The 26,838-nt window shown below is 65.1% G+C and carries 21 protein-coding genes, 1 pseudogene and 1 riboswitch; of the genes and pseudogenes, 13 read left to right on the forward strand and 9 right to left on the reverse strand.

The features are described from left to right. Positions 1-280: 280 nt before the first annotated feature. Entirely contained in the window at positions 281-1,702 is a 1,422-nt protein-coding gene (hldE, locus tag IN820_RS22210) for a bifunctional D-glycero-beta-D-manno-heptose-7-phosphate kinase/D-glycero-beta-D-manno-heptose 1-phosphate adenylyltransferase HldE (RefSeq protein WP_193683048.1), read from the forward strand. 322 nt (positions 1,703-2,024) lie between these two features. On the opposite strand, the gene IN820_RS22215 is transcribed toward hldE, so the two are convergent. The 4 genes from IN820_RS22215 to IN820_RS22230 all read right to left on the reverse strand — a co-directional run bounded on the left by IN820_RS22215 (position 2,025) and on the right by IN820_RS22230 (position 5,569). Then, positions 2,025-2,291: a helix-turn-helix domain-containing protein gene (locus tag IN820_RS22215; protein WP_003293945.1), complete on the reverse strand. Its 267-nt coding sequence runs from the start codon at positions 2,289-2,291 to the stop codon at positions 2,025-2,027. A gap of 247 nt (positions 2,292-2,538) precedes the next feature. After that, on the reverse strand, positions 2,539-3,426 hold the full coding sequence (locus tag IN820_RS22220) for a metal ABC transporter ATPase (protein ID WP_193683049.1): 888 nt from the start codon (positions 3,424-3,426) through the stop codon (positions 2,539-2,541). A 161-nt stretch (positions 3,427-3,587) separates the two neighbouring features. Beyond that, positions 3,588-4,397 carry an aldo/keto reductase gene (locus IN820_RS22225; RefSeq protein WP_193683050.1) on the reverse strand — a complete coding sequence of 270 codons (810 nt, stop codon included), beginning with the start codon at positions 4,395-4,397 and terminating at the stop codon, positions 3,588-3,590. Further along, positions 4,394-5,569, reverse strand: a complete 1,176-nt coding sequence (locus IN820_RS22230; RefSeq protein WP_193683051.1) for an NAD(P)/FAD-dependent oxidoreductase — start codon at positions 5,567-5,569, stop codon at positions 4,394-4,396. The genes IN820_RS22225 and IN820_RS22230 overlap by 4 nt, the downstream gene beginning before the upstream one ends. Before the next feature lie 311 nt (positions 5,570-5,880). On the opposite strand from IN820_RS22230, the gene waaA reads away from it, so the two are divergent. Beyond that, on the forward strand, positions 5,881-7,170 hold the full coding sequence (waaA, locus tag IN820_RS22235) for a lipid IV(A) 3-deoxy-D-manno-octulosonic acid transferase (protein WP_193683052.1): 1,290 nt from the start codon (positions 5,881-5,883) through the stop codon (positions 7,168-7,170). Between the two features lie 192 nt (positions 7,171-7,362). On the opposite strand, the gene IN820_RS22240 is transcribed toward waaA, so the two are convergent. Continuing rightward, the gene (locus tag IN820_RS22240) at positions 7,363-8,823 is read right to left on the reverse strand and encodes a TolC family outer membrane protein (protein ID WP_193683053.1); all 1,461 of its coding nucleotides are present in this window, start codon (positions 8,821-8,823) and stop codon (positions 7,363-7,365) included. A gap of 186 nt (positions 8,824-9,009) precedes the next feature. Continuing rightward, positions 9,010-9,116: riboswitch (TPP riboswitch) on the forward strand. Between the two features lie 103 nt (positions 9,117-9,219). On the opposite strand from IN820_RS22240, the gene thiC reads away from it, so the two are divergent. Continuing rightward, positions 9,220-11,106, forward strand: coding sequence for a phosphomethylpyrimidine synthase ThiC (gene thiC / locus IN820_RS22245; RefSeq protein WP_193683054.1), 1,887 nt, complete (start codon positions 9,220-9,222; stop codon positions 11,104-11,106). A gap of 217 nt (positions 11,107-11,323) precedes the next feature. Here thiC and IN820_RS22250 read toward each other — a convergent pair whose 3' ends face one another. The 3 genes from IN820_RS22250 to IN820_RS22260 form a co-directional block, all read right to left on the reverse strand. Further along, positions 11,324-12,136: an alpha/beta fold hydrolase gene (locus IN820_RS22250; RefSeq protein WP_193683055.1), complete on the reverse strand. Its 813-nt coding sequence runs from the start codon at positions 12,134-12,136 to the stop codon at positions 11,324-11,326. 180 nt (positions 12,137-12,316) lie between these two features. Next, the gene (locus IN820_RS22255; RefSeq protein WP_193683056.1) at positions 12,317-13,423 is read right to left on the reverse strand and encodes a PEGA domain-containing protein; all 1,107 of its coding nucleotides are present in this window, start codon (positions 13,421-13,423) and stop codon (positions 12,317-12,319) included. A 277-nt stretch (positions 13,424-13,700) separates the two neighbouring features. Then, on the reverse strand, positions 13,701-14,384 hold the full coding sequence (locus IN820_RS22260) for a response regulator transcription factor (protein ID WP_193683057.1): 684 nt from the start codon (positions 14,382-14,384) through the stop codon (positions 13,701-13,703). A 213-nt stretch (positions 14,385-14,597) separates the two neighbouring features. Between IN820_RS22260 and IN820_RS22265 the strand changes: the two genes are divergently transcribed. After that, on the forward strand, positions 14,598-16,595 hold the full coding sequence (locus IN820_RS22265) for a sensor histidine kinase (RefSeq protein WP_193683058.1): 1,998 nt from the start codon (positions 14,598-14,600) through the stop codon (positions 16,593-16,595). Here IN820_RS22265 and IN820_RS22270 read toward each other — a convergent pair. Beyond that, on the reverse strand, positions 16,592-17,338 hold the full coding sequence (locus IN820_RS22270; protein ID WP_193683059.1) for an RsiV family protein: 747 nt from the start codon (positions 17,336-17,338) through the stop codon (positions 16,592-16,594). The two genes, IN820_RS22265 and IN820_RS22270, sit on opposite strands and share 4 nt — an antisense overlap. Positions 17,339-17,564: 226 nt before the next feature. On the opposite strand from IN820_RS22270, the gene IN820_RS22275 reads away from it, so the two are divergent. From IN820_RS22275 to parC, 9 genes and pseudogenes are all read left to right on the forward strand, one after another. Beyond that, entirely contained in the window at positions 17,565-18,182 is a 618-nt protein-coding gene (locus tag IN820_RS22275; protein ID WP_193683060.1) for an NUDIX domain-containing protein, read from the forward strand. After that, positions 18,179-18,625 (forward strand): DUF1249 domain-containing protein, encoded by a 447-nt coding sequence (locus IN820_RS22280; RefSeq protein ID WP_193683061.1) that lies wholly within the window; start codon positions 18,179-18,181, stop codon positions 18,623-18,625. The genes IN820_RS22275 and IN820_RS22280 overlap by 4 nt, the downstream gene beginning before the upstream one ends. Before the next feature lie 161 nt (positions 18,626-18,786). Continuing rightward, positions 18,787-19,602: a 3',5'-cyclic-AMP phosphodiesterase gene (cpdA, locus tag IN820_RS22285; RefSeq protein WP_193683062.1), complete on the forward strand. Its 816-nt coding sequence runs from the start codon at positions 18,787-18,789 to the stop codon at positions 19,600-19,602. A gap of 253 nt (positions 19,603-19,855) precedes the next feature. After that, the gene (locus IN820_RS22290) at positions 19,856-20,314 is read left to right on the forward strand and encodes an REP-associated tyrosine transposase (RefSeq protein WP_193683063.1); all 459 of its coding nucleotides are present in this window, start codon (positions 19,856-19,858) and stop codon (positions 20,312-20,314) included. 395 nt (positions 20,315-20,709) lie between these two features. Further along, complete coding sequence (locus IN820_RS22295) at positions 20,710-21,315, forward strand: YqiA/YcfP family alpha/beta fold hydrolase (protein ID WP_193683064.1); 606 nt, start codon at positions 20,710-20,712, stop codon at positions 21,313-21,315. Positions 21,316-21,475: 160 nt separating this feature from the next. After that, positions 21,476-23,362: a DNA topoisomerase IV subunit B gene (gene parE / locus IN820_RS22300; protein WP_193683065.1), complete on the forward strand. Its 1,887-nt coding sequence runs from the start codon at positions 21,476-21,478 to the stop codon at positions 23,360-23,362. Positions 23,363-23,580: 218 nt separating this feature from the next. Further along, on the forward strand, positions 23,581-24,609 hold the full coding sequence (locus IN820_RS22305) for an esterase-like activity of phytase family protein (RefSeq protein ID WP_193683066.1): 1,029 nt from the start codon (positions 23,581-23,583) through the stop codon (positions 24,607-24,609). Continuing rightward, a complete protein-coding gene (locus tag IN820_RS22310; RefSeq protein WP_193683067.1) occupies positions 24,606-25,133 on the forward strand; it encodes a retropepsin-like aspartic protease family protein in 528 nt (175 codons plus the stop codon). The genes IN820_RS22305 and IN820_RS22310 overlap by 4 nt, the downstream gene beginning before the upstream one ends. A gap of 29 nt (positions 25,134-25,162) precedes the next feature. Next, positions 25,163-26,838, forward strand: a pseudogene (parC, locus tag IN820_RS22315) (DNA topoisomerase IV subunit A); the annotation flags it as partial.

Consider the following 26,838-nt stretch of genomic DNA (forward strand, 5'->3'; position numbering starts at 1 on the left):
CAACATAATGCTCAGTGAGTTAACAAACTAACCAAACAGGCCACTAGATCAAACCGGCTACTCGGTACGATACCACTGCCGTTGACGCCCTAGGCGCGCCCACGCTGCGATGCGGGCCTGCCAGCAGGAGTAGCCCGGTGCTGCGCGCATCCAGCATGCAACGGGCCAACAATCGCTCTGTTCTACGGTGTATTCGCGGCAAGGCATTGCGTTACCGGAAGAATTCGATGGCTCCATGCTGGTATGCTTTGCAGCGTTTTTCGAACACCCCGGAGCCCCCATGAAGCTGTCCATGCCCCGTTTCGACCAAGCCCCCGTTCTGGTGGTGGGCGATGTCATGCTCGATCGTTACTGGCATGGCGGTACGTCGCGGATTTCACCGGAGGCGCCGGTGCCGGTGGTCAAGGTCGAGCAGATCGAGGATCGTCCGGGTGGTGCGGCCAACGTGGCGCTGAATATCGCCGCGCTGGGTGCTCCGGCTGCGTTGGTCGGGGTGACCGGCGAGGACGAGGCGCGCCAGAGCCTGGTCGATAGTCTTGCCGCGGCGGGTGTACGGGCGCATTTTCAGTGCCTCGAACACCAGCCGACCATCGTCAAGCTGCGAGTGATGAGCCGTCATCAGCAGTTGCTGCGCATGGATTTCGAGGAGCCGTTCGATACCGATCCGGCCGCGCTGCTAACGGACGTGGAAAGCCTGCTGGCCGGGGTCAAGGTGCTGGTGCTGTCGGACTATGGCAAGGGTGCGCTGAAGAATCACCAGGCGCTGATCCAGGCCGCCCGCCGCCATGGCATTCCCGTGCTGGCCGATCCCAAGGGCAAGGATTTCGAGATCTATCGGGGCGCGTCGCTGATCACGCCGAATCTCGGCGAATTCGAGGCGATCGTTGGCCACTGCGCCGACGAGGCCGAACTGGTGGCCAAGGGGGCCGAGCTGATGCGCCAGCTGGAACTGGGCGCCTTGCTGGTGACCCGTGGCGAGCACGGCATGACCCTGCTGCGGCCCGAGCATGCGCCGCTGCACCTGCCGGCGCGCGCGCGCGAAGTCTTCGACGTGACCGGTGCCGGCGACACGGTGATTTCCACGCTCGCCGCCTCCCTGGCTGCCGGCGAGGAGCTGCCGCAGGCGGTGGCGCTGGCCAATCTGGCCGCCGGCATCGTGGTCGGCAAGCTCGGCACCGCTGCCATCAGCGCGCCGGAACTGCGCCGTGCGGTGCAGCGCGAGGAGGGCTCCGAACGCGGCGTGATGACCGTCGAGCAATTGCTGACCGTCGTCGAGGACGCTCGCGCACAGGGCGAGAAGATCGTCTTCACCAACGGTTGCTTCGACATCCTGCATGCCGGACACGTGACGTATCTGGAGCAGGCTCGCGCGCAGGGCGACCGCCTTGTCGTGGCAGTAAATGACGATGGCTCGGTCAGCCGCCTCAAGGGGCCGGGCCGACCGATCAATTCGGTGGATCGTCGCATGGCGGTGCTGGCCGGCCTGGAGGCGGTGGATTGGGTGGTGTGCTTCGCCGAGGACACGCCGGAAAGCCTGCTGGCCCAGGTTCGCCCCGACGTACTGGTCAAGGGCGGCGACTACGGTGTCGATCAGGTGGTCGGCGCCGACCTGGTCAAGGCCTACGGCGGCGTGGTGAAGGTGCTGGGGCTGGTGGAGAACAGCTCGACCACGGCCATCGTCGAGAAGATCCGCAAGGCGTAGGGCGGGTTATAACCCGCCGATCGAGCGGGATGCCAACTCGATAACGGCGGGTTTCACCCGCCCTACGGCTATTGCATCGCCGCGAGGGCGCGCCTCCCATAGGGTTCGGTGGTGCTCGCTGCTTTTGTGGGAGGCCGCCCGTTCCCGACGGGCTTGCGGCATTCACCACGTCCCTGTGGATGCCCGACGTCGGGGCGATGCTCTTCAAGCTTCAAGCTTCAAGCTTCAAGCTTCAAGCTTCTGGCAGGCCTGCGGCCTGCAATCGCCGCGAGGGCGCGCCTCCCACGGGTTCAGGTGTGCCCTGATGCTTCGCATGTAGGTATCAGCGCTGCGGTTTCGGCACGATGCCGACCTGCATGCCAAAGGGCCCGAATACGCTGTTCAGAGTGTGCACGGTCGGATTGGCTTCGTCGTGCTCCAACTGACGCAGCGCGCGCAGGGACAGCTTGCACATCTGGGCGAACCTGGCCTGCTGCAGGCCGGTGATTTCCTTGCGGAGCCTGCGGACGGCTTGTCCAATGGTGATATCGCCGGACGCCAGTTGCGTCCGTGTCTCCGTCAGGATGCGGTCGCGCTCCGTGATATCCATTCAGGTGAGTCTCCATCTGGCGAGTCGTTGAGGAAGGCGCGTAGCCTGCATCTTGCTAAAGGCAATTAAAGTGCCTGTTTTTGCGCTGCTGAGTGATTAAATGGGTATTTTAGTGCCTATTTGTCGGCGTGTAGAGTCTCCCTGTAGGAGCGGGCCATGCCCGCGATAGCGCTGCAGGGCCGGGATCGCGAGCATGGCTCGCTCCTACAATGGTGCATGTTCGCAGGCGAATCGGTACACAACCTGTTCAGCGCGCCAGGGCGACCGGTCTGGCGGCCCACCAGTCCTTCCAGCGAACACGTTCGTCGCGTACCACCCAGCCGTCCTGCCGGGCGAAGCTTTCCGATAGCCACAGCCCCCGCGTGCCCACCGGGCTGAACTGGCCGTTGCGCAGTTGCAGTAGCTGATCCTGTGGCTGCCCCTGGTGCAGCGGGATCAGGTAGAGGTCCGGCCGGCTGCGATCCAGGCGTGCCAACAGATGGCCGTCCTCGAGGCGTTCGTCGACGTGGAACAGGCTCAGTTGGCGGGCCTCCTTCGGCAGTTCCAGGCGCATGTCGTAGACCAGCTGCAGCGAGGCGGTCGGCAAATGTACATAGGCGCGCGGGCGCTCCATCAGCACCATGTTGCCGCAGTGCACCGGACGCGTGGCGCCCGACTGCGAGGCGAGCTTGAAGTGCACCGCTTCCCGGTAACGCAGGGCGCCGTCGTAGGGGGTTGGCAGCCAGGTGTCGCCGAAGCGCCCGGCGAGCCAGCCTTCCGGGGTTTCCAGCAGGCACTCTTCGGCGATTTCCTGGATGGCGGTGAGCAGCGGCAGGTTCAGTTCGTGCGCGGGGACGTAGCCGGAAATCAGCTTGAGCACCACGTCGCCCCGGTCCAGGCGCTGCTGGCGGACCAGTACCCAGTATTCGCGGCCCTGCCAACTGAGGGTCAGGCGCACCGAGACGCCAAGGTTGGCCAGCTCGATGGCGAAATGGCCCGGGGTGGGTACGCTCACCGGGCGGCGGCGCTCGATCACTTCGCTGAAGTTCAAGGGGCGGCCCAGGCTCTGGTAGCTCAGGCTGTCCGGGCTGGCTTCGACGTACAGTGGCAGGGTCTTGAACGCGGCGGGGCTCTTGCGCACCAGAACTCTCGGCATTCGGCTCCTCCTTGCGTCGGATCGCCGCTAGCGGCGTCGGGGTTGCAGTGCCTGCGGAGATACCGCAAGCCAGAAATTCATCCATAGAATGGGTTTCAGCCTACCGGCGCCACCGGCGTCATTGCGCGGCGGCGGGATGGGAAGCCTAGCCCAATTGCCCCTCAGTTGCCCGTCAGAACGGCGGCGGCGGCGCGCACGTTGTCGGCGAGGTGCCGCGGATTGATGGTGCCGATGATGGCGCCGCTCACGCCGGGCTGCCGGAACAGCAGCTCGAAGCTGCGCCGTACCGGGTCCTCGCCCGTCTCCAGGCAGGCATGACCGCTGGCCAGGGCTTTCTTGATCAGGATGCCCTTGCCATGGGCCGCCGCATAGTCGATCACCGGGCGCCCGGCCTGTTCGGCGAGGTTGTAGGTGACCATGGCGCAATCGCCCTGTTCCAGCGCCAACAGTCCGCCTTCGACGGTCTTGCCGGAGAGGCCGAACGCGAGAATCTTGCCTTCACGCTTGAGCTCGGCGAGGGTCTGGTAGACCTCGCTGTGCTGCAGGATGTCGAGATCGTTGCCGTCCGAATGCACCAGCACCAGTTCGATCCGGTCGGTGCGCAGGCGCTCCAGGCTGCGCTCGACGGAGAAGCGCGTGTGCGCGGCGGAGAAGTCGAAGCGCGACTGGCCGTTCTCGAACTCCTCGCCCACCTTGCTGACGATCACCCAGTCGTCGCGCTGGCCCGCCAGCAATGGCCCCAGGCGCTCCTCGCTGACCCCATAGGCGGGGGCGGTGTCGATCAGGTTGATGCCCAAGTCGCGGGCCAGCGCCAGCAGTTGGCGTGCCTGGGCGTCGTCGGGGATGGCGAAGCCATTGGGGTATTTCACGCCCTGGTCGCGGCCCAGCTTGACCGTACCGAGGCCCAGCGGCGAGATCGTCAGGCCGGTGCTGCCGAGCGGGCGATGCAGGCCATGCAGGGTCGTGTTCATGGCAGCAGGCCCTCCCAGAAGGGGGCGGTCAGCGGCGGGTGCGGCAGCTCCGGTAGTGCGGGATGCTGGCCGGGGCGGATGCCGTCGCGGGCGAGGGCGGCTTCGACACGGTCGGAAAAGTCCGGTGACAGCGCCAGCTTGGTCGGCCAGCCGACCAGCAGGCGGCCCTGCTCGGCAAGAAAGGCATTGTCCGGGCGGGCCAGGCTGGATTGCGCCGGCTCGGCGCGATCGATACGCAGCGTGGCCCAGTGCGCGGCGGACAGGTCGATCCAGGGCACCAGTTCGGCCAGTTCCTTTTTCGCCGCGGCGATCTGGCTGGCCTCGTCACGCGCGACGCCATCGGCTTCGGCGAGGTCGCCGCCGAGGTACCAGACCCACTGACTGTCCGCCGCCGGATGGCTGGTCACGGTGACCCGTGGTTTGCTGCCGCCGCCCAGGCAATGGGCATAGAGGGGTTTGAGCGTCGGCGCCTTGACCATCACCATGTGCAACGGGCGACGCTGCATGGCGGGCTGTTGCAGGCCCAGCGCGGCGAGCAGTTCGGCATTGCCGCCGCCGGCGCTGAGCACGATGCGCTGCGCGCGGATGTCCCGGCCATCGACACGCAGACCGACCAGTTCATCGCCTTCGCGCAGCGGCTCGATCTGCTCGCCGGCCAGCAGGCTGTCGCCGGCCAGCTCCGCCAGGCGGGTGATCAGGCTCGGCACGTCCAGCACCAGTTCGCTGAGGCGGTAGACCTTGCCCTTGAACCGGGGATGCTGCAGCGCCGGCGGCAGTTCGTCGCCCTTGACCTGGCCGACCCGCGAACGCACGGCCTTGCTGGCGAAGAAACTGGTGAGGTTGCCGGCCAGGGTGCCTGGCGACCACAGGTAGTGCGCATCGGAAAGCAGCCGCACGCCGCTGAGATCCAGTTCGCCCTTGCCTTCGAGTGCCTCGCGCCAGCGCCGCGGCATGTCGGCGATGGCCTCGGAGGCGCCGGTCAGGGCGCCGCTCAGCGCATACTTGGTGCCACCGTGGATGATGCCCTGGGACTTCACGCTCTGCCCACCGCCCAGTGCGCCCTTGTCCACCAGCAGGGTGGCAAAGCCCTGCCGGCGCAGGCGCGCATTGAGCCAGAGGCCGGCGACACCGCCGCCAACGATCAGGACGTCGGTGCTGAGAGATTCGGGCATGGAGGGTTCGCCTGTAAAGCCGTAAATATGGGGCGGCAGTATAAACCGGATGGAGCGGCGGCAAGCTTGTAGGGCGGGTTGCAACCCGCCGAACGAAGCTCGCATCCCGCACGTCGGCGGGTTCCGTCCGCCCTACGATTCGCTTCCAGTCACCTGTTGTAGGTCGGGTCAGGCTTTACCGACCCGACGAGCGGGGGCACGGTGGATGTAGAAAGCGACATCCACCCTACGCTCGCTCCAGCCTCCAGCCTCCAGCCTCCAGCCTCCAGCCTCCAGCCTCCAGCCCCGGCTTTCGAGTAAACTCCGCCACCATGAATCGCACCCTCTATACCTTGCTGTTCCATCTCGGCCTGCCCCTGGTCTTCCTGCGTCTGCTCTGGCGCGCCTGGCGGGCGCCGGCCTACGCGCGGCGCATCGGCGAGCGCTTTGCTGTCGGGTTGCCACCCCTTCGGCCGGGCGGTATCTGGGTGCATGCGGTATCGGTGGGCGAGAGCATCGCCGCGGCGCCGATGATCCGCGAGCTGATGGCGCGCCACCCGGGGTTGCCGATCACCGTCACCTGCATGACGCCGACCGGTTCCGAGCGGATCCAGGCGCTGTTCGGCGACAGGGTGCAGCACTGCTACCTGCCCTATGACCTGCCATGGGCTGCGGCGCGCTTTCTCGATCGCATCCGGCCGAAGCTGGCGGTGGTGATGGAGACCGAACTCTGGCCCAACCATATCCATCAATGCGCACGCCGCGGCATTCCGGTGGTGCTGGCCAATGCGCGGCTGTCCGAGCGCTCGGCCCGTGGCTATGCGCGCTTCGCCCGGCTGACCGCGCCGATGCTGGCCGAGCTGAGCCTGATCGCGGTGCAGACCGCGGCCGAGGCCGAGCGCTTTCGCCGACTGGGTGCGCGCCGCGAAAGCGTCGAGGTAACCGGCTCGATCAAGTTCGACCTGAGCATCGATCCGGCCCTGCTGGCGCGGGCGACCGCGTTGCGCACGCAGTGGGGTGCCCAGGCGCGGCCGCTGTGGATCGCCGCCAGCACCCATGCCGGCGAGGACGAGATCATCCTGGACGCGCACCGGCAGTTGCTGGCGCAGCACCCGCAGGCGTTATTGATCCTGGTGCCGCGGCATCCGGAGCGCTTCGGCTCGGTGGTCGAGCTATGCCGCAAGGCGGGATTCGCCACGCTTCGGCGTTCCACGGACGAAGCGGTCGACGCCGGAACCCAAGTGCTGGTCGGCGACACCATGGGCGAGCTGCTGTTTCTCTATGCCCTGGCGGATATCGCCTTCGTCGGCGGCAGCCTGGTGCCCAATGGCGGGCATAACCTGCTGGAACCCGCAGCGCTGGGCAAGCCGGTGCTCAGCGGTCCGCATCTGTTCAACTTTCTCGAGATATCCGCTCAGTTGCGCGGCGCCGGCGCTCTGCGCGAAGTGCAGGATGCCGACCAGCTGGCGCAGGGGGTTGGTGAACTCTGGCGCGATCCGGCTGCGGCACAGAGGATGCGTGACGCCGGGCTGGGGGTGCTCAAGGCCAATCAGGGCGCGCTGGAGCGCCTGTTGGCGGGGTTGGGGCACCTGCTTGGGGCAGTGGGCCGATCTGGTGCCTGAGCTGCGAGGTGCTCGATAAGACGGCTGGTGGGCTGAAGCCCACCCTACGGTCTGGCCGCGCTGAAGGGATCGCGTTGAGTTCAACTTCGCAGCCCGGCACTGTGGTACTTCATTTCGCTTGGCGGCGACGAACTGTAGGGTGGGCTTCAGCCCACCAAGTCACGGTTCAAGCGAAACACAACAAGCCCCACCTCAATAATCCACTCGCACCGGCTGGCCGATAGTCTGCGGCAGGTCCGGCGGCAGGAAGTCGGTGTCCGGGTCGTAGTCGGGTTTCAGGTAGGCGGCCAGCTCCTGCAGGTCGCCCGGATTGAGGGTGCCGGCTGCCTGCTTGAGACGCAGGTTGTCGAGGATGTAGTCGTATCTTGCGTCGTTATAGTCGCGCACGGCCGCGTACAGGCGGCGCTGGGTGTCGAGCACGTCGACGATGTTGCGGGTACCCACTTGGTAGCCGATCTCGGTGGCTTCCAGGGCGCTCTGGTTGGAAATGATCGACTGCCGGCGGGCCTGTACCTGCTCGATATCGGTATTCACCGCCCGATGCAGATTGCGGGTGGCCTCGACCACCTGCCGGCGCAGGCTTTCGCGTTGCTGTTCGCTCTGGCTGAGCTGGTGATAGGCCTCGCGGCTCTGGGATGTGGTCAGGCCGCCACTGTAGAGCGGGATGTTCAACTGCAGGCCGATGCTGCGCTGTTCGACGTCGCCGGTGTAGCGTGGCACAACCCCCGGAGGCAGTCCGGTGACGTCGCTATTGGTGAAGCCCAGGGAATCGTTGTCACCCTTGCGGTAGGACGCCACTGCATCGAGGGTCGGCGCATGGCCGGCACGGCGCTGGCGCAGGGTCTGCTCGGCCGCGGTCACCGCATGATTCACCGCCAGCAGGTTGAGGTTCTGCTGCGTGGCGGTATCGACCCAGGCCTTGGCATCGTTCGGCGTCGGCGCCAGTACCGGCAGGGTGTGGCGGATGCCTTCCAGGGCGATGTATTCACGGTTGGTCAGGGTGAACAGCGCCTGGAAGGCGTCATCTACCTGGCGCTGGGCGATGGAGCGGTTGGCGCGTGCGGTATCGAAGCCGGCCTGGGCTTCGAGCACGTCGGTGCGATCGGACAGGCCGACTTCGAAGCGTTCGTTGGCCTGGTCCAGCTGACGCTTGAACGCGGCTTCTTCGGCCTTCACCGCAGCCAGGTTGTCCTGCGCGCGCAGCACCGCGAAGTAGGCCTGGGCGCTTTGCAGGATCAGGTCCTGCTCGGCGATCGAATATTCCAGCGCGGCCTGCTCGCCAACGGCTTCGGCGGCCTTGAGCTGGAACCAGCGGTCGGCGCGGAAGATCGGCTGGCTGAGGGTGGCCTGGTAGGCGGTGCCGCTGCGCGACAGCGAGGTCGAGCCCATGCTGGTATCGACGTCCGTCTCGCTATCGCTCAGTTCGGCGCCGGCGCTGAGGTTGGGCAGCAATCCGGCGCGGGCCTGGGGTACGACTTCCTGGCGGGCACGAAATTGCGCGCGGGCCGCGGCCAGGTCGGCGTTGTTGCTGACGGCTTCCTGATAGACGCTGACCAGGTCGGTCTTGCTGGCGAGCGGGACGGTATTGTCCGCCCAGGCCGCTTCGGTGGAGATGGCGGCCACGGCGAGAACCAGGGGGAGTCTGCGCAGCATTATGGGGTCCATCCTGAGTTGAGCTGATGGGCAAGGCTAAGCGGCGCGTGACGGGGGGTCAAGGCGGGCGTATGCGGCGGCGGAGGGGCCTCGGCGCGTCCGCCATCGGGCAGCGGAAATGACCGGGCGGTCGACTACTTGTGCCGCCGCCATGGCATTCCCCGCAGCTCTTGATTAGACTCATCGACGTTCTTGTCGGGGTGCCTTGAAGCGAAGGCTGAGATCGGAAAGTTCCGGATCCCGTTGAACCTGATCAGGTTAAGGCCTGCGTAGGGAACAAGATGTACTCGCCAGCCCTCTTTCGGCGAGCGTTCTCAGCACTCTCCAGTGCCCCGTCGCGCCTTCGCCCGCCGTGTTTTTCAGGTTCGCTCCGACACCTACCCCAGGAGTCAGCCGATGCGTGCCGAACAACAATCGAAGAACCTCAGCGAATCCGCCCAGGTCGACCAGCAGTCCATCCAGCCCTTCCCGCGTTCGCAGAAGGTATACGTGCAGGGCTCGCGCCCGGACATCCGCGTGCCGATGCGCGAGATCAGCCTGGACGTGACCCCAACCGATTTCGGTGGCGAGATCAATGCACCGGTCACCGTTTACGACACCTCCGGGCCCTATACCGACCCGAACGTCACCATCGACGTGCGCAAGGGCCTGGCCGATGTGCGCAGCGCCTGGATCGAGGATCGCGGCGATACCGAGAAGCTGCCGGGGCTGACTTCCGAATTCGGCCAGCGCCGGCTGAACGACGCCGAGTTGACCGCCATGCGCTTCGCCCACGTGCGCAACCCGCGCCGGGCCAAGGCCGGCATGAACGTCAGCCAGATGCACTATGCGAAGAAGGGCATCATCACGCCCGAGATGGAATACGTCGCCATCCGCGAGAACATGAAGCTGGCCGAAGCCCGTGAAGCCGGGCTGCTCAAGGAGCAGCATGCCGGCCACAGCTTCGGCGCCTCGATCCCCAAGGAGATCACCCCCGAGTTCGTCCGTGAGGAAGTCGCCCGCGGCCGCGCCATCATCCCCGCCAACATCAACCACACCGAGCTGGAGCCGATGATCATCGGCCGCAATTTCCTGGTGAAGATCAACGGCAATATCGGCAACAGCGCCCTCGGTTCTTCCATCGAAGAAGAAGTGGCCAAGCTGACCTGGGGCATCCGCTGGGGGTCCGATACCGTCATGGATCTCTCGACGGGCAAGCATATCCACGAGACCCGCGAATGGATCATCCGCAACAGCCCGGTGCCGATCGGTACCGTGCCGATCTACCAGGCGCTGGAGAAGGTCAATGGCATCGCCGAGGACCTGACCTGGGAGCTGTTCCGCGACACCCTGATCGAACAGGCCGAGCAGGGCGTGGACTACTTCACCATCCACGCCGGCGTGCTCTTGCGCTACGTGCCGCTGACCGCCAAGCGCGTGACCGGCATCGTCAGCCGCGGCGGCTCGATCATGGCCAAGTGGTGCCTGGCGCATCACCAGGAGAATTTCCTCTATACCCATTTCGAGGAAATCTGCGAAATCATGAAGGCCTACGATGTGTCCTTCTCGCTGGGTGACGGCCTGCGCCCGGGCTCCATCGCCGACGCCAACGACGCCGCGCAGTTCGGCGAGCTGGAAACCCTCGGCGAGCTGACCAAGGTCGCCTGGAAGCACGACGTGCAGACCATGATCGAAGGACCCGGCCACGTGCCGATGCAGATGATCAAGGAGAACATGGACAAGCAGCTCGAATGCTGCGACGAGGCGCCGTTCTACACCCTCGGCCCGCTGACCACCGACATCGCCCCGGGCTACGACCACATCACCAGCGGCATCGGCGCCGCCATGATCGGCTGGTTCGGTTGCGCCATGCTCTGCTACGTCACCCCGAAGGAGCATCTGGGCCTGCCGAACAAGGACGACGTCAAGACCGGCATCATCACCTACAAGATCGCCGCGCACGCCGCCGACCTCGCCAAGGGTCATCCCGGCGCGCAGATCCGCGACAACGCACTAAGCAAGGCGCGTTTCGAGTTCCGCTGGGAAGACCAGTTCAACCTCGGCCTGGACCCGGATACCGCGCGTGCCTTCCACGACGAGACCCTGCCCAAGGACTCGGCCAAGGTGGCGCACTTCTGTTCCATGTGCGGACCGAAGTTCTGCTCGATGAAGATCACCCAGGAGGTACGCGACTACGCCGCCAGCAACGGCCTGACCGACGAGCAGAAAGCCATCGAGGCCGGCTTCGCCGAGCAGTCCGAGCGTTTCAAGGAAGAGGGGTCAGTGATCTACAGGCAGGTCTGAATGGGCTCCAGCCAAGGGCGTACTTCGATGCAGGTTGGGTGGGGTCGCCGAGGTTGAGTGCGGCGAAGCCCAACGTGACGAGGCGCCGTGGTTGGAGGTACGTTGGGCTTCAGCGCGCTACGTGCCTCAACCCAATGCGCCATCGCACTACCGCAACCGTTGGGTTGAGCAACGCGAAGCCCAACGTGCGACGCTTCTCAGGCCGGGCGCCGGTATATCAGCGCCCGGCTATCTCGCGCCAGAGCCGTGGCCAGTCTTCGGCCCAGCAGCAGCCATGGTCGTGATCCGGCAGGCGCAGCAGATGCACCCGCTCGGGCTCGACCTGGCGTGCGGCGAAGTTGGCGATCAGCGCTACCGGCACTACGCGATCCCTTTCCCCGGCCAGGTGCCATTGCTCCACGGGCGCCAGCGCCTGGAGTTGTGCGACCGGCTCCAGTGAGTCGCGCAAGGGCGTCACTCGGTGGTGAGTGGTCCAGGCGTGGTGGTCGAGATTGCCGGCGACGCTGACCAGTCGCACCACGTCCTGACGACGGGCCGCGACCAGTGCCGCCACCGCCGCCCCGCCGGAATAGCCGACCAGGGTCAGCTCGCGTGCGCCATGGCGGGCCTTGAGTTCATCCACTGCTGCATCGCTGGCGGCGATCACATCCTCGGCGAAGCGGGCCGTCGTCCAGTAACGCGTCAGGCAGGTGGCTTGGGGCGCCTCGTCATACTGGCAGGGGCGGGCCAGGTAGGCCGCGCTGCCCTCGGGCTGCGCCAGCGCCAGTTGCAATGCGACGGGATTCACCGGCGTAGGATCGCTGGAGGGCCGCGACGCGCTCATCCAGGCCAGGCCGTCGCCCTCGATATAGATCCACAGCTGGTCCTGAGGCCGGGGCGCTCGCGCCAAGAAGGCATTCAGGCTGAAGGGCCGGGTCGGGAGCGTCAGCGCGGACCAGCCGTGTTGCTGCGCGAGCAGGCTGGCGGTTTGCCGGCGATCCTCTGCAGAGGGGAGCGAGGCGCATGCGCTGAGCAGGAGCGACAAGGCCATCGGCCAGGCAGATCGGCGTAGCGTCAATGCATACCTCGATTCGCAGGAACCATGAGCCGGGCGGGAGCGCTATGCCCCGCCAGTCGACTCTTCCCTTCGCCGTAGGACTGGAAAACACTTCGCGACCTTCCAGGCCTACGATCTTGCGCGCAAGTGGCCACCAATGTCCGCCGGCCAGTTTCAGAATCTGAAATTGACCACGCGATCGCCCTGCAGCGAGAGCGTCCGTGCCTGGGTCGCTCCACCCGAGCTGACCTGGACATCATAGGTGCCACTGTCGAGCATCAGCGATACCGGCGTCGATCCATGGCTTTTCCCGTTGATGATGACCTGGTCGTCGAGTCTGTTGCTGCGCACGATCAATGAATGCGTCTGGATATCGCAGAGATCATCGGGCACGTCGAGCATGGCGCAGGCCATGATCTTCTTCGGGGTAATGGTCGACTGGATATTCACCTGGGCTGTAATGGTGCCGTCCAGGCTCATGCTCGCCTCGGAAAAGTCGCTCTTGACGTCGAATGAATACCAACTCGGGCTGAGCCGGATCTCGCTCAATTGATCGCGTAATTGCTCGGCCAATACATGCTGATAACGCTCACGCACCCACTGGGGCATACGTCCATCGTATTGATAGTCGCTCAGGCAAGCGGCCAGGCTCTTGTTGGTCGAGCAACGAAAGGATATCGACTCGCCGAAGTCGATCGTCTGGGCCAGGTGGCGTGCGATCTCCTGCACCCTCTTGCTGTTCTGCTCACGAACCGCGGAGGCCAGCTGCGCCTTCAGCCGTTCGACATCACGTGCCGCCTGGGAAAACTTCAGATGCTGATCGCTCAGCTTCTGCTCGAGCGCGTTGACGCGTAGAGCAGCGGCATTCGCCTTTTCGGCACTGAGTTTGTAATCTTCGAACAAGGCGTTCAGGCGTTCGCGGTTGGTGGCCTCCTTGAAGAAATCCTCGATTTCCATGTGGATCAGCTTCTTGGTATTCGCCGCCTGCAGACCAGCCGTGCTCAGTGCGCTCTTTTCCATGCGCAATTCTTCTTCGAGGTCCTGCTTGTCCAACAGGAGGGCATCGTATTCGCCGATTTTCTCCGCAAGCTGTTCCTGGCGTAGCTGGGCTTTGTCCGCTTGTGTATCTGTCTGTGCTGCCTGTACCTGAACCTGTGCCTGCGAATGATCGCCGCCACTCAGTAGCAGCGCGATCGATGTAGCGAAAAGCGCTACTCCCGCAAGCAGAGAGCGCCTCTTGAGAAAAAGGTGACTGGATTTGGCAGAACTATCAGCATTCATGGTCCCTCGCCGTGTTTGCGTTGGAGTTGGGGGATAAAAACCGACATCGACGGGCCGGTGAGAGCGGTTATGCATGCGCGGTAAGCTCGATTCATTCCTTGATCCCTCGTCGTGCTTCGCTGCGAAGGTGATGTCATTTTGACATCAAAATATTATTCGAGGGTGACGGGCCTAAACTGAGCAAAACTGAGCTATTTCCGAGTGTTGCTGTCGGATTTTTTTGAGGGTGATGCCTCGGGCTTGCATGGGGAAGCCACGCTGTGCGCCGTTTGTGTCATCAATCGACAACCCGGGCCTCGGCATAGAAGCGATAGCCGGCATTGCGGGCCGTTTTCACCGGGAGCTCCAGGCCTCCGGCAGCGGCGATCTTGCGCCGCAGGCGACGCATCTGGGTGTCGAGGCAGCGCTGGTCGTAGTTGAGGAAGTCCTTGCCCAGGGCGGCGACTATTCGCTGCCGGCTCACCAGTTCGCCGCTCTCGCACATCAATGCATGGAGTACCAGGAAATCCTGTTGCGACAGCGGCATCCTGATGCCGTCGGGCAGGTGCAGGCGGCGCGGTCCGGTTTCCAATACCCAGGGTTTGGTGGCTGATGACGGTTCCAGGCGACGATTCAGGGCAGCCAGTGTGGCGGCCAGTTCATCCAGGTCAGTGCCTTTACCCAGATAATAATCGGCGCCGTCACCGAGGCCGAGAACCTTGTCGCGGGTGCTTTTGCGTGCGCTCAGCACCACGATGCCGGGTGGTTGTTCATTGGCCCGCAGTTCGCGGATCAGGTCGAGGCCATCGCCGTCGGGGAGGCCCAGGTCGATGATGGCGATGCGGTGCCGGGTGCTGTCGAAACAGGAACGGAACTCTGCCAGCGTGGCGACGCTTTCCACCGGGTAGCCGCAATTGCCGAGGAAGTCAGTGAGTTCTTCGCGCAGTACAGGTTCGTCTTCGAGCAGGATGATGTCGAGCATGGCCAGGCAGGTTAATTGAAGTTCATCGGGTCAAACTGAGCGTTTCTGAGCAGGCGAATATACCGTGATGTCGCTATGCCATAATAAATGCCCATGAGGATCTCATTGGCATTATTATTGTTCGCTGTTTTCTGGTTGGGTTGCGCCGAGGCGCCCACGGGGCCGGCGGTTCCCGCTGCGCCGCCAGTGACCGGGCAGCCGGCCGATGGCGATTTGCAGTGGCGTCTGGCGGATCGCCGAGAGCTGCCCGAACAGGTCGCGAGGGCCGAGGATTGGCAGCCGTTGCCTGTCGATGGGCTGCGCGGCGGCTTCACCGACAAGACCACGTGGCTACGCTTCCACCTGCCGCCGGAGACAGCATGGCTGCTGTATCTCAGCAACGCTTTATTGGACGATGTGCGGCTGTATCGCGCCGACGGTCGGGGGCTCTGGCAGGAAGTGCTGCGTAGCGGTGAGACCTTGTCGCGCGCGCAGTGGCCGCTGGATTACCGCAGCCCGATACTGCCCTTGCCCGAGGCCGAGGTCGAGCAGGCATTCCTGTTGAGCCTGCGCAGCAAGAATGCCGTGAGCGTCGGTATTGCGCTCATGTCGCCTCAGGCTTTCTTCGAAAAGACGCAAAACGAGGCTTTTCTCATAGGCCTGTACTTCGGTACCTATGTGCTGATGCTGCTGGTGCATCTATTCAGTTGGTTCATCAGCCGTCTCCCGGATAACGGCTGGTATGTCGGCTATCTGGTCCTGGCCATGCTGGCGCAATCGCTGAGCCTGGGCTTGCCCCAGCAGTGGTTTCACCTGCCGGTGGGCTTGAGTGATCCGTTGCTGGGCCTGAGCCTGATCTTCATTCTGCCGGTGGGCACCATGTTCGCCTGTCGCCTGCTGGCCCTGCAGCAGATATATCCTCGACTCATGCGGTCGCTTCTCGCGTTCTGTTGGCTGGTTGCCGCCTGCTCGACGTTGATCCTGCTGAGCGGTCACTATGGCTATGCCATGCTGTTGCTGCAGCCGACCATCCTTCTGTTGATCCCGCTGCTCGTCGGCCTGGCCTGTTGGCTGCTCTGGCGCGGACATCGCCCGGCACTTCTCTTCCTGGTCGTCTTCGGCGTGCTCTACGTCGGGGTGTTGGTCAGTTTCCTGTGCAATCTGGGCGTGCTGCCGGCGATGCTCTGGATAGAATATGCCGCCAGTACCAGTTTGCTGGTGCATATGGGGATGCTCGGGTTGTACATCGGCCAGCACCACAGCAATCTCAGGCGTGAGCGCCTGCGTGCGCAACAGGCGCTGACCGAGGCCGCTAAGGCCTACAGCAGCCGACTGGAGCGGCAGGTGGTGCGGCGCACCTCGGCCCTGCGCGAGGAAATAGCCCGGCGCGCAATCCTGGAACGGGGGTTGCGCGAGGCTCTGGTGCTGGAGAAGCGCATCCGCGGGGAACAGCGCGAGTTCGTCGCCATGGTTTCCCACGAGTTCCGTACGCCGCTGGCGATCATCGATACCACGACGCAGCAGATGGCGCGCAGCCTGGATGCACCGCCGGAAAAGGTTCTGCGTCGTTGCCGCAATATCCGCTCCGCCGTGGCGCGCCTGTTTGCCCTGGTGGACGAATACCTGACGCAGGATCGTATGGAGACCGGCCAGGGCAGCTTTCAGCGCGAGCCGATGAATGTGGCGCAATGGCTCGCCGAGGTGCTGGATGATTGGCCACTGGAGCGTCTGCAGGTGGAACTGGCCGAGCTGCCCGAGATATTCCATGGTGACCGCGGCCTGCTCTCCATCGCCTTGCGTAATCTGCTGATCAATGCCGACAAGCACTGTGCGGAGGGTTTGCAGATCCGTCTGCAGGTGCAGGGTACGACCGATGGTGGCCTGTGCCTGCGGGTATCCAATCCGGCCGAGGAAATACCCGAGGATGAGGCGCGGCGCCTGTTCCAGCGCTATTACCGTGGGCGTCAGGCGCAGCGGCGGCCCGGTGCTGGTCTGGGACTCTATCTGGTCAGGCGCATCGCCCGCTTGCACGCTGGTGATATCGTGCTGGAACGTCGCGGCGAGGAAGGGGAAGTGAGGTTTTGCCTGACCCTGCCCGCGACTACCGGTTCGGAGATCTTCACCGGATCCGGTCTGAACGAGGCCGCGGCATCGCCTGGCGATGCCGCGGGGGACGAGCAGCCAGCTTCGGTTGGGGAGGCGGCTGCCCCTGCATGTGACGGCAGGCGCTAGCGAAACTCCGGCCGGAGGATGCCCTCGAGCTGCTCGTGCGGGAGGTTCAGCTCGGGATGGCCGCTGGAATAGGGTGCGATGCTGTAGACGTCGTACTTGAGCAGTACGCTGTCCTCGAGCAGCGCGACGTGGGCGGTCTGCTGGAAGGGCCAGAGCTCGGTGAACTCGGCATCCTGGTCATGCCCGTTCTCCGCCAGCCAGCGCTGGTGGGCCTGGCGGGCGACGCGCCAGAAGTTGCCTTCCTGCCCCGGGATCAGGACGTCTTCCAGGCGCAGCTCGCGGGCCCGTTCACGGTCGTAGTTGATGAACCCCCGGCCCGGCATGCCATGGGCGCCGCCAGTATAGAGGTAGCTGGACAGCTCGACGACCAGGATGTCGCCATGCTGTTCGCGCAGCTTGGCCTGCAGGTAGCTGCTCCAGTTCGGTTCCGCCTTGCGCAGGAACTCGATCTGGTAGCTGTGCAGCGACTCGGGCAGTTGATCGTCCGGGGCATTGATGGTCATGCGGCGCAGGCGCTCGTCGATCAGGCGGTTCAGCGCTGGCTCGTCGGCGAACTGCAGGGTGTCGATGTTCACCAGCGGGCAGCTTTCCTCGTGGCAGCCGGCCGGGCGCTGCTCGGTGAGGTTCTGGCGGACCTCGACGGGGCGCGCGGGGGAAAGGTGCTGGCAAGCGCCGAGCAGCAGGGCGAGGGCGGTCAGGGTGATGGCTTTGCAGAATTTGCAGAAGGAGGCGGCTGGGTTCATGGTTCGTCCATACATGACGGTGCGCTTTCGATTGCCGATGGGGTGTGAAGTTCGCGACACGCGGCCGCCGGAGTTTTCTCGGTGCGCGGTGGTCTGCAAAAGGCTGCGCCGGAAGAAACGCCGCGCTACGATGACCACGGAGACCGCTCGCGATGTGACGGCTGTATCAGTCCGACGCTGCCTCGAGAGGCCGGCTGCGGAACAACCGATAGGTGAGTAGTACCCAATGAGCGAGACCTTCAAGCCTGGCCCGGATGATGTCGAGATCCTTCGTCGAGAGCAATGCTTCAGCGGCTTCTACCGGCTGGAACGCCTGCATCTGCGGCATCGCCAGTTCAGCGGACTGATGGGGGCGGAGCTGAGCCGCGAGCTGTTCGTGCGCCACGACGCCGTCTGCGTACTGCCCTACGATCCGCAGCGCGACCGGGTGGTGCTGATCGAACAGTTCCGCGTCGGTGCGCTGGGCAAGGTTGAGAATCCCTGGCTGATCGAGCTGGTCGCCGGCTTGATCGACAAGGACGAGCAGCCCGAGGACGTCGCGCGGCGCGAGGCGGTCGAGGAGGCCGGGCTCGAGTTGGGGGCGCTGTGGCCGGTCAGCCAGTATTTCCCCTCTCCAGGGGGCAGCGACGAGCGCGTATACCTGTATGTCGGCCGCTGCAACAGTGAGGGGGTCGACGGGGTATTCGGCCTGGCCGAGGAGGGCGAGGACATCCGCGTGCACGTCTGGACGCTGCCGGAGGCGCTGCAGGCCGTGGATGACGGGCGTATCGACAATGCTGCGAGCATCATCGCCCTGCAATGGCTGGCCTTGAATCGCGCGCGGGTGCGGGGGGAGTGGACATGAGAACGGTGCGCGAGCGTTACCGGGTCGACCTGCTCGAATTGCAGGCGGCCTGCGAAGCCAATTACCTGCGGCTGATGCGGCTGCTGCCGCAGATGCGCCAACAATGCGAGACGCGCCGTATCGCCGTCAGCCAGGGCGACCTGCTGCTCGGCGTGCTGGTGCTCGAGGTGCTGGAAAACTGCCCCTACACCACCACCTTGCAGGTCAGTCAGGAACACTGCCTGAGCTGGCTGCCGGTGCCGAAGATGGAGGTGCGGGTGTATCACGATGCGCGCATGGCCGAGGTGGTCCGCGCGGAGAATGCACGACGCTTCCGCGGGGTCTACCACTATCCCAACGCGCAGATGCACCAGCCGGACGAGAAGAATCAGCTCAATCTGTTTCTCGGCGAATGGCTGGGGCATTGCCTGGCGTGCGGGCACGAGCTGGAGCCGGTGGTCTGATTCAATAATCCCGATCATGGGCCGCCAGGAAGGTGCGTCCGACGTCATTGCCCAGGGAGTGGTCGCGCGGTTCTGTGATCCAGACCCACATCCCAAGGTTTACCCTTCCGATTGGCTCCCACCATAATTCCGTTGCGATTTCGCTCTCAAGGAGAAGGGCCTTGCCTGGTGCGTCCCTGACTGCTGTTGAAGATTCGGTATTGCTGGTGCAGCTCACCGACAGCCACCTGTTCGCCGAGGCGGACGGCAAGTTGCTGGGCATGGATACCTGCGACAGTCTGCGGCAGGTGATCGAGCTGGCCATCGACGAGCAGCCGCGCATCGATCTGGTGCTCGCCACCGGAGATCTGTCGCAGGATGGCTCGGTGGCGTCCTATCAGCGTTTTCGCCGCATGGCCGAGCGCATCGAGGCGCCGGCCCGCTGGTGCCCCGGCAATCACGACGAGCTCTGCGCGATGCGCGAGGCGACCCGCGGCAGTTCGCTGATGGAGCCGGTGCTGGAGCTCGGCGCCTGGCGGGTGGTCATGCTCGATACGCTGGTGGCCGGCTCGGTATTCGGCATATTGCGCGACGATCAGCTCGAATTGCTCGAGCATGCGCTGGGCGAGGCGCCCGATCGGCATCATCTGGTCTGTCTGCACCATCATCCGGTTTCCATCGGCAGCCGCTGGATGGACAGCATCGGGCTGCGCAACCCAGAAGCGCTGTTCGAGGTGCTGGATCGCCATTGCAATGTCCGCGCCCTGCTCTGGGGGCATATCCATCAGGAATTCGACCAGTGGCGCAACGGCGTGCGCCTGCTGGCATCGCCCTCGACCGGGGTGCAGTTCGCGCCGCGCAGCGAGGCTTTCCAGATCGATAGCCAGGCGCCGGGCTACCGCTGGCTGCGCCTGTACGCCGATGGACGGCTGGAGACCGAGGTATCGCGCGTCAGCGGCATCGATTTTGAGGTGGATTACAGCGTCAAGGGGTATTGAGGCCGCTAGCCTGTTTCGCAGGCATGGCCTGCTCCTACGGATGCGCTGGAGGGGGGCTTGTAGGGAGCGGGCCATGCCCGCGGAAGGTGGCCACGCCTGTGCTTGGGTTTTGTTCGCAGGCATGGCCTGCTCCTACGGTTGTGCTGGAGGCTTTCTTGTAGGAGCGGGCCATGCCCGCGAAAGGTAGCCACGCTTGCGCATGGGTTGTTCGCAGGCATGGCCTGCTCCTACACGGGATGATGAGGGCAATGGAATGCACCATCTTGCGCGGGGCCGCAATCTGCGTCGCGGCCGCCATTCGGAAGAGGGGCGCACGTACATGCTGACTCTTTGCACGGAGGCTCGCTGCCCGGTGTTTGCCGACTGGCGGCTCGGTCGAGTGGTAGTCCAAGGGATGCGTGCCGCCGAAGACCGTCATGCGTTAAGTTCGCTGGCATGGGTCATCATGCCGGACCATCTGCACTGGTTGATCGTGCTGCAGCATGGTGGGCTGGGCGACGTTGTGCGCGATTTCAAGTCGAGCAGTGCGCGGTTTGTCAATTCCGCGCGTGGAGCGACCGGAGCCCTATGGCAGGCGGGTTATCACGACCATGCGGTTCGTCGCGACGAGGATGTACAGATGCTGGCCCGTTATATCGTGGCCAATCCCTTGCGCGCCGGGCTGGTGTCCCGTGTCGGTGATTACCCGCTGTGGGATGCCATCTGGCTGTAGGAGCGGCGGGGACGCCGAGTCAATGCCCGCGAAAGGTAGCCACGCCTGTGCATGGGTTTTGTTCGCAGGCATGGCCTGCTCCTACGGTTGTGCTGGAGGGGGGGCTTGTAGGAGCGGGCCATGCCCGCGAAAGGTAGCCACGCCTGTGCTTGGGTTTTGTTCGCAGGCATGGCCTGCTCCTACGGTTGTGCTGGAGGCTTTCTTGTAGGCGCGGGCCATGCCCGCGATAAGGTCGCCACGCTTGTGCATGGGGCTGATCGCAGGCATGGCCTGCTCCTACAGGGGTAGTCGGCGCAGGGTTGCGAATGTGAAAGCGTTGTTTCTCATGGGCTTCACGGGTTGCAGGAGATATCGGCTGCCTTGTAGCCTTGCCCTTTTTCCATCGAACTGTATCCATGTCCAGTTGCCCGCCTTCGATTCTCTATCTCCATGGCCTCAACAGCTCGCCGCTGTCGCAGAAGGCCAGCCAGCTGAGTGTCGCGCTGGAAGGCCTCGGCCTGGCCGATCGCCTGCGGATTCCGGCCTTGCATCACCACCCCCGGCAAGCCATCGCGCAACTCGAGGCGTGCATCGCCGAGCTCGGGCGCCCCGTGCTGGTCGGCAGCTCGCTTGGCGGCTACTATGCGACGCACCTTGCCGAGCGTCATGGGCTGAAGGCCCTGCTGATCAATCCGGCGGTGATGCCGCACCGTCGCTTCGACGGTTACCTCGGGCCACAGACCAATCTCTACAGTGGCGAAGTCTGGGCGCTCACCGAGGACCACGTGGCGGCGCTGGCCGAGCTGGAAACCGCACCGCCGCAGGATGCCGAACGCTACCAGGTGTGGCTGCAGACCGGCGACGAGACGCTCGACTACCGTGATGCGGAGCGCTTCTATCGCGGCTGTGCGCTGCGTATCCAGGCCGGTGGCGACCATGGTTTCCAGGGCTTCGACGAACGTTTGCCGGCGCTGCTGGCGTTCGCCGGCTTCGACCCTCAGGCGTGGCTGGGGCGGCTCTGACCGCGGGCGCGGCGGCCTCGAGCGGCTGCCCACTGCCGCGTGACGCAGACGCTCGCAGCCCGGAGGTTTCGGTCGGCAGGTGCCATCCCTGGCCGGCGCGCTGATTTTTTCGCGGTCCGCATGGGCCGATTGTTCAGAACATAAGGACAGTGCCAGACAGATGTCGTATACCGCAGAAGCCATCGAGGTCCTCTCTGGCCTCGATCCGGTGCGCAAGCGCCCGGGCATGTACACCGACACCACGCGGCCCAACCACCTGGCCCAGGAAGTCATCGACAACAGCGTCGACGAAGCCCTTGCCGGTCATGCCCGCTCGGTCCAGGTGATCCTGCATCAGGACAATTCGCTGGAAGTGATCGACGACGGCCGCGGCATGCCGGTGGACATCCACCCGGAAGAGGGCGTGCCGGGGGTCGAGCTGATCCTCACCAAGCTGCACGCCGGCGGCAAGTTCTCCAACAAGAACTACCAGTTCTCCGGCGGTCTGCATGGGGTCGGTATCTCGGTGGTCAATGCGCTGTCGACGCGGGTGGTGGTGACCGTCAAGCGCGATGGCAATGAATACCGCATGAGCTTCGCCGATGGTTTCAAGGCCAGCGAGCTGGAAATCGTCGGCAGCGTGGGCAAGCGCAACACCGGCACCAGCGTGCAGTTCTGGGCCGATCCGAAGTACTTCGATTCACCGAAGTTCTCCATCAGCCGTCTCAAGCACGTGCTCAAGGCCAAGGCGGTGCTGTGCCCGGGGCTGAACGTCGGCTTCGAGGACAAGAGCACTGGCGAGAAGATCGAATGGCATTACGAGGACGGCCTGCGTTCCTACCTGGTCGACTCGGTCAGCGAGTTCGTCCGCCTGCCCGACGAGCCCTTCGTCGGTGCCCTGGCCGGCAACACCGAGGCGGTGGACTGGGCGCTGCTGTGGCTGCCCGAGGGTGGCGACAGCGTCCAGGAAAGCTACGTCAACCTGATTCCCACCGCCCAGGGCGGCACCCACGTCAACGGCCTGCGCCAGGGCCTGCTGGATGCCATGCGCGAGTTCTGCGAATTCCGCAGCCTGCTGCCGCGCGGCGTGAAGCTGGCGCCGGAGGATATCTGGGAGCGCATCGCCTTCGTCCTCTCGATGAAGCTGCAGGAGCCGCAGTTTTCCGGGCAGACCAAGGAACGGCTGTCCTCGCGCGAGGCCGCCGCGTTCGTCTCCGGTGTGGTCAAGGATGCCTTCAGTCTCTGGCTCAACGCCCACCCCGAGCTGGGTCTGCAGCTGGCCGAACTGGCCATCAGCAACGCCGGGCGCCGCCTCAAGGCGGGCAAGAAGGTCGAGCGCAAGAAGATCACCCAGGGCCCGGCGCTGCCGGGCAAGCTGGCCGACTGCGCCGGGCAGGACCCGATGCGTGCCGAGCTGTTCCTGGTCGAGGGCGACTCGGCCGGCGGTTCGGCCAAGCAGGCGCGGGACAAGGAGTTCCAGGCGATCATGCCGCTGCGCGGGAAGATCCTGAATACCTGGGAAGTCGATGGCGGCGAGGTGCTCGCCAGCCAGGAGGTCCACGATATCGCCGTGGCCATTGGCGTCGATCCGGGGGCTGCCGATCTCGCTCAGTTGCGCTACGGCAAGATCTGCATCCTCGCCGATGCCGATTCCGACGGCCTGCACATCGCCACGCTGCTGTGCGCATTGTTCGTCCAGCACTTCCGCCCGCTGGTGGAAGCCGGGCACGTCTACGTCGCCATGCCGCCGCTGTATCGCATCGACCTAGGCAAGGACATCTTCTACGCCCTCGACGAAGCCGAGCGCGACGGCATCCTCGAGCGCCTGGTGGCCGAGAAGCGCCGCGGCAAGCCGCAGGTGACGCGCTTCAAGGGCCTCGGCGAGATGAACCCGCCGCAGCTGCGCGAAACCACCATGGACCCCAACACCCGCCGACTGGTGCAGTTGACCCTGGACGACTTCGAGAACACCCGCGAGATCATGGACATGCTGCTGGCCAAGAAGCGTGCCGGTGACCGCAAGAGCTGGCTCGAGTCCAAGGGCAACCTGGCCGAGGTGCTGGTTTGATCCGCCGTTGGCTAGGGTCCGTTGCCGTTTCGTCGCGAGCCGCGTTGCCGCGTCAAATGGCGCCAGGCAAGGCGCGGGACGCAGGTAATGGTGGTTCCCTTGCCAAGTCCCGCAACGCCGTATGGCGCCATTTGACGCGCAACCCTTCGGGCCGGGCCGGTTTTCGCGCGGTGCGGCGTTTTTCGTCGTTCATTTGGAATGACCAAACTTCACTCCTCATGCCTTGCCCCGCGCAAAAACCGGCTCCGGCGCGGCCGCGAACGAAATGGCAACGGACCCTTGCGCTGCTGTGCCTCGCTGCGGCGCCGTTGTATGCCAGCGATGCGCCGGTGGAGCTGAAACTGGTCAGTGAGCATCCGGTGGAAGGCATCGCCCGCGGCAATCTGTCCGGCCTGGCCTGGTGCGGCGATGCGCTGTGGGCCGTTTCCGATCGTGAGGACGACCAGCTGTTCCGTCTGGATACCGGCGCCACGCCCTGGCGGGCCGAGGCGGAGCGCTTCGAGCTGCCGCCACCGCCGGCCAGCGGGCTGCCCTGGGGCATGCGCATGCGCGCCTGGGTCAGCGGCCAGGTGCGCGGCGGGCAGATGGATTTCGAGGGGCTGAGTTGCGATGAACTGGGCAATCGCTACCTGGTCAGCGAGGCGCATGCCGCGGTGCTGCGGGTGAGCCCCGCAGGCACCGCGCAATGGCTGGCGTTGCCCGGTTCACTGGTGCGTCAGGCGCGCGCCAGTGGCATGTTGTTGCATTTCAATGCCTTGTTCGAAGGCATCGCCGTCGATCCGAATGCCGAGCGCATGTGGCTGGCCGCCGAGCGCGAGCGCCGCGGGCTGCTGGTGCTGCATCGTCAGCAGAGCAGTTGGCAGTGCGCTGGTAGCTGCGTGCTGATGTCCGAAGGCGGTCGTGAGCTGCCGCCGCCGGCATTGGGCGATTCGCCCGTGCCGCGCAGCTTCTCGGCGCTGACCTTCTTTCGCAACAAGCTGTTCGTCCTGGAGCCATCGTCCTACCGGATTTGCCGGCGCAGCCCTGCCAGCGGGGCGGTCGAGCGCTGCTGGTCGTTCGCCGCCGAGGCGCTGACCGAGGAGCGCCGCTACTCGGTGCCCTATGGCAACGTCGAAGCCCTCTGGATCGATGCCGAGGGCGCCTGGATCGGCGTCGACAACAATGGCAAGGCGCGCGGCGATGGCGAGAAGCGTCCGGTCGTCTGGCGCTTTGCCGCGCCCGCGGGCGGCTGGAGTGCCCAGCCGTGAGCCAGACGGCGGGCCGGCGTGCCGGGCGCGTGATGCTGGTGCTGGCCTGGGGGGCCGGCCTGTTCCTGGCCACGCGCTTCTTCGCCGAGTGGGAAGAGGGGCGCCTGAACCCGAATCGAGAGCCGGCCTCGCGCGTGCAGGGCGAGCAGATCGAAGTGCAACTGGCCGGCAACGCCCAGGGGCATTTCGTCGCCAGCGGGCGGATCAACGGCGAGCCGGTCACCTTCCTGCTCGATACCGGTGCCACCGACGTGGCAGTGCCCGCCGAGCTGGCCGAGCGCTTGCGCCTGGAGCGTGGCGCCGCGGTGATGCTGCACACCGCCAACGGCCAGACCACTGGCTACCGTACCGTGCTGGCCAGCCTCGACATCGGCGACATCCAGCTGCGCGACGTGCGCGCCCTCGTCGCGCCGGGCTTTCGCGGCGAACAGGTGCTGCTCGGCATGAGCGCCCTGAAACAACTTGAATTCACCCAGCGCGCCGGCACCCTGGTGCTGCGCCAGCATGTAACGGATCGACCATGAGCGAATCCCTCGACCTGAGCCTGGACGGCGTGGAGCGGCGCTCCCTCGCCGATTTCACCGAACAGGCCTACCTCAATTATTCCATGTACGTGATCATGGACCGCGCGCTGCCGCATATCGGCGACGGCCTCAAGCCCGTGCAGCGGCGGATCGTCTACGCCATGAGCGAACTCGGCTTGAATGCCGATGCCAAGCACAAGAAATCCGCACGCACCGTCGGCGACGTGCTCGGCAAGTTCCACCCCCACGGCGACAGCGCCTGCTACGAGGCCATGGTGCTGATGGCGCAGCCGTTCAGCTACCGCTACACGCTGGTCGACGGACAGGGCAACTGGGGGGCGCCGGACGATCCGAAGTCCTTCGCCGCGATGCGCTACACCGAGGCGCGGCTGTCGCGCTATTCCGAGGTGCTGCTCTCCGAACTCGGCCAGGGCACGGTGGACTGGGTCCCGAACTTCGACGGCACCCTCGACGAGCCGGCGACCCTGCCGGCGCGCCTGCCCAACCTGCTGCTCAACGGCACCACCGGCATCGCCGTGGGCATGGCCACCGACGTGCCGCCGCACAACCTGCGCGAAGTGGCCGCTGCCTGCGTGCGCCTGCTGGACGAGCCCGGCGCCACCGTCGAGCAGCTCTGCGAGCATGTGCAGGGACCGGATTTCCCCACCGAGGCGGAAATCATCACACCGCGGGCGGACCTGCTGAAGATCTACGAGACCGGCCGCGGCTCGGTGCGCATGCGTGCCGTGTACCGGGTCGAGGACGGCGACATCGTGGTCACCGCGCTGCCGCACCAGGTGTCCGGGTCGAAGGTCCTCGAGCAGATCGCCGGGCAGATGCAGGCCAAGAAGCTGCCGATGGTGGCCGACCTGCGCGACGAGTCCGATCACGAGAATCCCTGCCGCATCGTCATCATTCCGCGTTCCAATCGGGTCGACGTGGAGGCGCTGATGCAGCACCTGTTCGCCACCACCGAGCTGGAATCCAGCTACCGGGTCAACACCAACGTCATCGGCCTCGATGGCCGGCCGCAGGTGAAGAATCTGCGGGTGCTGCTCGGCGAATGGCTGACCTACCGCATCGGCACCGTGCGCCGCCGCCTGCAGTTCCGCCTGGACAAGGTCGAGAAGCGCCTGCACCTGCTGGAGGGCTTGCTGGTGGCCTTCCTCAACCTCGACGAGGTGATTCACATCATCCGCACCGAGGACCAGCCCAAGCCGGTGCTGATGGCGCGCTTCGAACTCTCCGAGCTGCAGGCCGACTATATCCTCGATACTCGCCTGCGCCAGTTGGCGCGACTGGAGGAAATGAAGATCCGCGGCGAACAGGACGAGCTGGCCAAGGAGCGCGAAAAGTTGCTGGCGCTGCTGGGCAGCGAAGCCAAGCTGAAGAAGCTGGTGCGCAAGGAACTGCTGGACGACGCCGAAACCTACGGCGACGACCGCCGTTCGCCGATCGTCGCGCGGGCCGAGGCCCGGGCGCTGGCGGAAAACGAGCTGTTGCCCTCCGAGCCGGTCACCGTGGTGATTTCCGAGAAGGGCTGGGCGCGTTGCGCCAAGGGCCACGACATCGACGCCACCGGCCTTTCCTACAAGGCTGGCGACGGCTTCAAGGCCGCCGCTGGTGGGCGCTCGAACCAGTACGCGGTGTTCATCGACTCGACCGGGCGCAGCTATTCGCTGGCGGCGCATTCGCTGCCGTCGGC

The organism is Pseudomonas lopnurensis, assembly GCF_015070855.1.
Classification (GTDB): domain Bacteria; phylum Pseudomonadota; class Gammaproteobacteria; order Pseudomonadales; family Pseudomonadaceae; genus Stutzerimonas; species Stutzerimonas lopnurensis.